General features: G+C 70.7%; 2 protein-coding genes and 1 pseudogene. All 3 read right to left on the bottom strand.

The genetic code is table 11. The features are described 5' to 3' along the window. Nucleotides 1-8 precede the first annotated feature (8 nt). Nucleotides 9-2,186: a bi-domain-containing oxidoreductase gene (locus G3I65_RS44150; RefSeq protein ID WP_160701393.1), complete on the bottom strand. Its 2,178-nt coding sequence runs from the start codon at nucleotides 2,184-2,186 to the stop codon at nucleotides 9-11. Continuing rightward, nucleotides 2,183-4,093: an asparagine synthase (glutamine-hydrolyzing) gene (gene asnB, locus G3I65_RS44145; RefSeq protein WP_160701392.1), complete on the bottom strand. Its 1,911-nt coding sequence runs from the start codon at nucleotides 4,091-4,093 to the stop codon at nucleotides 2,183-2,185. The genes G3I65_RS44150 and asnB overlap by 4 nt, the downstream gene beginning before the upstream one ends. Nucleotides 4,094-4,125: 32 nt before the next feature. After that, nucleotides 4,126-4,478 (bottom strand): annotated as a pseudogene (locus G3I65_RS44140) (exopolysaccharide biosynthesis protein); the annotation flags it as partial.

Here is a 4,478-nt window from a genome sequence, read left to right as displayed (position 1 = left end):
CGAAGGCGTCATGCCGGGGCGCCCGTCTTCTGCGGCAGCTCGATCCGCACCGGCGCCGCGTTCGCGACGCTCGACTGCGCGGCCAGCGTCGCCAGGGTCGTCGCGGCCAGGGACGCCACCGAGATCGGCATCGGCGCGCCCGTCCGCACGGCCGTCAGGAAGGCGTCGACCTCGGCGGCCTGGCCCTTGTCGCGGCCCTTCGGGATGCGGGAGCTCGCCCACTTCTTGCGCGAGTACACCGAGGCTCGGACGAAGTCGTCGAACTTCAGGACCTTGCCGTCGGCCGTCAGGTCCAGGGTTTCCTTCGGGAAGCCCGAGGAGCCCGTCTCGGCGTAGGTGATCACCGCCGTCGAGCCGTCCGCGTAGCCGAGGGTCACCTGGAGGTCTCCGGTCGCGTACACCGACACCGGGTCGGCGTCGAGGAGCCAGCTCACCGTGTCGATGAAGTGGCCGCCCTCGCCCACGAAACGGGAGCCTTCCGAGTCCGTCTGGTTGTACCAGCTGCCGTGGTCGAGGCGGCCCGCGTTGACCAGGTAGCGGACCGTCGCCGGGCCGACGCGGGGGCCGAACTGGGCCCTGGCCTCGTGCAGCAACGGCGCGAAGCGGCGGTTGAAGCCGACCTGGAGGCGGTCGTTGCCGGACTCCTCGATCGCGTCGAGGACCTTCTGCAGCTCCTGCTCGGACAGCGCCAGCGGCTTCTCGACGAACACCGTCTTGCCCGCCAGCAGCGCCTGGCGCGTCAGCTCGGCGTGCGAGCTGTGCCGCGTCACCACGAAGACCGCGTCGATCGAGGAGTCGCCCAGGACGTTGTCGATGTCGGTGGACGCCTCCGCGAAGCCGAACTTGCGGCGGGCGTTGGCGCCGGACAGCGCGGACGTCGTCGCGACGTGCTTGAGCTGGACGTCGGTGCGCTCGACCAGGTGCGGCAGCAGCATCGACGACGCGTAGTTGCCCGCGCCGATGAAGCCCAGCCGAACGGGTTGCCCCGCCGGCAAAGCGGCGGCGGAAGACGACGTCACGCCGACCCGCGCGGACGTCACGACCGGCTCCGTCCGGGCGATCGCGTCCTCGTAGCGGAACAGCACCGCCACGGCCTTCAACGCGCCGTCGTTCAGCGACTGGTACGTCGAAACGGCGTCGGAGAAGTCCGAGACGTGCGTGATCAGCGGATCGACGTCCAGCCGGTCGCGCGCGATCAGGTCGAGGACGCACTCGAGGTTGCGGCGCTCGGTCCAGCGGACCTGGCCGATCGGGTAGTCCCGCCCCTCCAGCTCGTACGACGGGTCGTAGCGGCCCGGCCCGTAGGACCGCGAGAACCGGACGTCCAGTTCCTTCTCGTAGTAGGCGTTCCACGGCAGGTCGAGCTTGCACTTGCCGATGTCGATCACGCGGCCGCGGTCGCGCGAGAGCTTCGCGGCCAGCTCGACCGGGTCGTTCGTGTTGCCGCCGGCCGCCAGGTACGTCTGGTCGACGCCCGCGCCGTGGGTCAGCTCGGCCACGGCGTTGTCGACGATGCCGGACGCCGGGTGCGCGCAGGTCAGCGCGCCGAGGCTCTCGGCGAGCTTGCAGCGCTCCGGGTCGGGGTCCACGCCGACGACGCGCACGCCGGACGACGTCAGCAGCTGGACGACCAGCTGGCCGATCAGGCCGAGCCCGATCACCAGCGCGACGTCGCCGATCTGCGGTTCGCCGCGGCGGACGCCCTGCATCGCGATGGACCCGACGGTGCCGAACGCCGCGTGGCGCGGGTCGACGCCGGTCGGCACCGGCGAGTAGAGGTTCTTGGGCACCCAGTTCAGCTCGGCGTGCAGCGCGTGCTCGTTGCCCGCGCACGCCACCAGGTCGCCCACCGCCACGTCGGTGATGCCGTCGCCGACCTGCTCGACGATGCCGCACAGCGAGTAGCCCAGCGGGGTGTAGGAGTCCAGTTTGGACGTCACCTTGCGGTAGGTCGCGGACAGCCCGTTGGTGGCGACGCTCTGCATCACCTTCGCGACCTGGTCGGGCCGGGCCTTCGCCTTGCCCACCAGCGACATACTGGCCTCGGACACCTTCATCATCTCGGTGCCGGTCGAGATCAGCGAGTACACCGTCCGCACCAGCACGCCACCCGGCTTGCAGGCGGGCTCGGGGACCTCGAGGAGCGCCAGTTCCCCGCTCTTGTAGTTCTGGACTACCTGCTTCACTTCGCTCCCGCTCCAGACATCGCGTTCCGGTACCAGTACTCGAGGGTCAAGACGTGCCAGAGGTGCTTGCCGCGGTCTTCCTGGCCGGCGGCGTCCTCGGCGACCATGCGCTGCAACGCCTCGCGCTGCAGGAAACCCGAAGAAACGAGCACGCCTTCGTTGACGACTTCGCGCACCAGCGGCGCCAGGTCGCGGCTCATCCACGCCCGCAGCGGCGCACTGAACAGGCCCTTCGGCCGGTGCACGATCTCGCTGGGCAGGATGTTCAGCGCGGCGTTCTTCAGCGCGACCTTGCCCGCGCGGCCGACGATCTTCTTGTTGCCCGGGATCTTGAACGCCGCCCGCACGACCTCGACGTCGACGAACGGCGTGCGCACCTCGGTGGACGCGGCCATCGTCGAGCGGTCGGTGTAGGTCAGGTTCAGCCCGGGCAGGAACAGCCGCGAGTCGGCCAGGCACATCCGGTTGACGAAGTCGTCGAGCGCCTGGTCGTGGTAGGTGTCCGCGTGCTCGGTCAAAACCGAATCGACGTCGGCCGCCAGGTCCGGGTTGACCAGGTCGAGCAGCTCGGCGCGGTCGTACATCGTGTAGCTGCGCCGGAACGCCGTCTCCTCCGGCAGGCCCGCGAAGGACAGGAACCGCTTGGCGAACCGCACCGACCGGTACCCGCGCTTGGCCGACGCCACCGGCAGCCGGTCCACCAGGGACTCGACCGGCTTGCGCACCGCGCCCGGCACCTTGTGGTAGCGCAGCGCGATCAGGTTCGCGAGGTGCTTGCGGTAGCCGGCGAACAGCTCGTCGGCGCCCATCCCGGACAGCATCACCTTGACGCCGGCTTCGCGCGCGGCCGAGCAGATCAGGAACGAGTTGATCGCCGCCGGGTCGCCGATCGGCTCGTCGAGGTGGTAGGTCATCTTCGGCAGCAGGTCGAGCACCTGCGGCGCGATCTCGATCTCGTGCAGGTCGACGCCGAACTTCTCCGCCACGATCCGGGCATAGCGAAGGTCGTCCGGCATGGCTTCGAACTTCGCGTCCTCGGCGCGGAAACCGATGGTGTACGCCGAAATGCCCGGCTGTGAACGCGCGGCCAGCGCGGTCAGGTAGCTGGAGTCCAGGCCGCCGGAGAGGAACGTCGCCACCGGGACGTCCGAGAGCAGGTGCTTGGCCGTCGACTCGGCGATCACCGCGTGCAGGTCGACCTCGCCGTCGAAGGCGGCGCCCTCCTCGGCGACCTCCCGCAGCGACCAGAACCGGCCGCGGTCGACCTGGCCGTCCGGGCGGCAGCGCAGCCACGTGCCCGGCTGCAGCTTCTCCGCGCCCTGGTAGGCGCACCGGCTGTCCGGCACCCAGTAGTAGAGCAGCGACGCGATCAGCGCCCCGCTGTCGACCTGCAGCGACCCGCCCAGCTCACCCGCGAGGGCTTTCAGTTCCGAAGCGAACGCGACGCCGCCGTTGCGACGCACGAAGAACAGCGGCTTGATGCCCAGCTGGTCGCGGACCAGGAACAGCTCACCGGTGCCCTCTTCGAACATGGCGAAGGCGAACATCCCGCGCAGCTTCGGCAGGCAGTCGGTGCCCCAGCGCCGCCACGCCTGCAGCAGCACCTCGGTGTCGGACGTGCCGCGGAAGCGCACGCCGGCGGCTTCCAGCTCGGCCCGCAGTTCCGGCGCGTTGTACAGCTCGCCGTTGTAGCTCAGCGCCAGGCCGTCGAGGACCATCGGCTGCGCGCCGGTTTCCGACAGGTCGATGATCGACAGCCGCCGGTGTCCCAAGTGGACGGAGCCGGCGCCGGCGGCGTGGTCGTAGCGGCCGGAGCCGTCCGGCCCGCGGTGGGCCAGTGTCTTGGTCAGCCGGTCGGTCAGCGGCCCGCCGTCCGGCCAGAGGTAAGTGCCTGCGATGCCGCACATCTCGAGTGGGCTCCCCTTGTGTCGGGCGCGGGTCAGGAGACCTCCGCGCTCTTTTCTGGCTCGAGTTCGGCGTTCAGTTCGCCCGTGTGGGCGGGTTCGCCGTGGTCGCGCTTGAACGGCGTCGGCCGCTTCGGGGGCTTGACCGGGGCGAACTTCTTCGTCGGGGCGTCCAGGTGGTCCGGGACGCTGACGGAGCCGGGGGGCGGCAACGGCGCCGCCGGCGGTTTGGGGGTGGCGAGCGCCGGTGGGAGCACCGGCCGGACCGGGGTGAACCGGCGGGTCGGCGGCTCGGTCCTGGCGACGCGCTCGGCGATCCGGGCGGCCAGCTCGTCCAGGCGGTCTTCCTGCTCGACGGGCACGGCGTTCGCGGCGGGCGCGTGGCCGG

Origin of the sequence: Amycolatopsis sp. SID8362 (genome assembly GCF_010550475.1) — a bacterium.
Lineage (GTDB): Bacteria > Actinomycetota > Actinomycetes > Mycobacteriales > Pseudonocardiaceae > Amycolatopsis > Amycolatopsis eburnea.
The sequence above is the reverse complement of the archived record's forward strand: the minus strand, read 5'-3'. Positions and strand labels throughout refer to the sequence as shown.